Raw genomic sequence first — 233 nt, 5'->3', positions numbered from 1 at the left:
CAGTTATCCTGCTTTTGATCGAACATTTTGTAGCCCATGGCCGCCTCTTCTAGGGCTAAGCGGTGAGTAACGATCAGTTCCGGTTGCAGGCGTCTTGCTTCAATGTGCTCCAGCAGTTCGGGAAGGTATTTTTGAACATGGGTCTGACCCATTTTGAAGGTCAGGCCTTTGTCGAAGGCATCACCGAACATGAAGCCGTGAATGAACCCCGCATAGACGCCGGGCACGCTGAC

1 pseudogene is annotated in these 233 nt (G+C 52.4%); it reads right to left on the bottom strand.

Going from position 1 to position 233, the window contains the following annotated elements:
- Positions 1 to 233 (bottom strand): annotated as a pseudogene (locus FQ664_RS18245) (glutathione-dependent formaldehyde dehydrogenase); the annotation flags it as partial.

The sequence above is a fragment of the Pseudomonas persica genome (genome assembly GCF_900291015.1).
Taxonomy (GTDB): domain Bacteria; phylum Pseudomonadota; class Gammaproteobacteria; order Pseudomonadales; family Pseudomonadaceae; genus Aquipseudomonas.
Note: the sequence above shows the minus strand (reverse complement) of the source record. Positions and strands in the feature narration are given on the sequence as shown.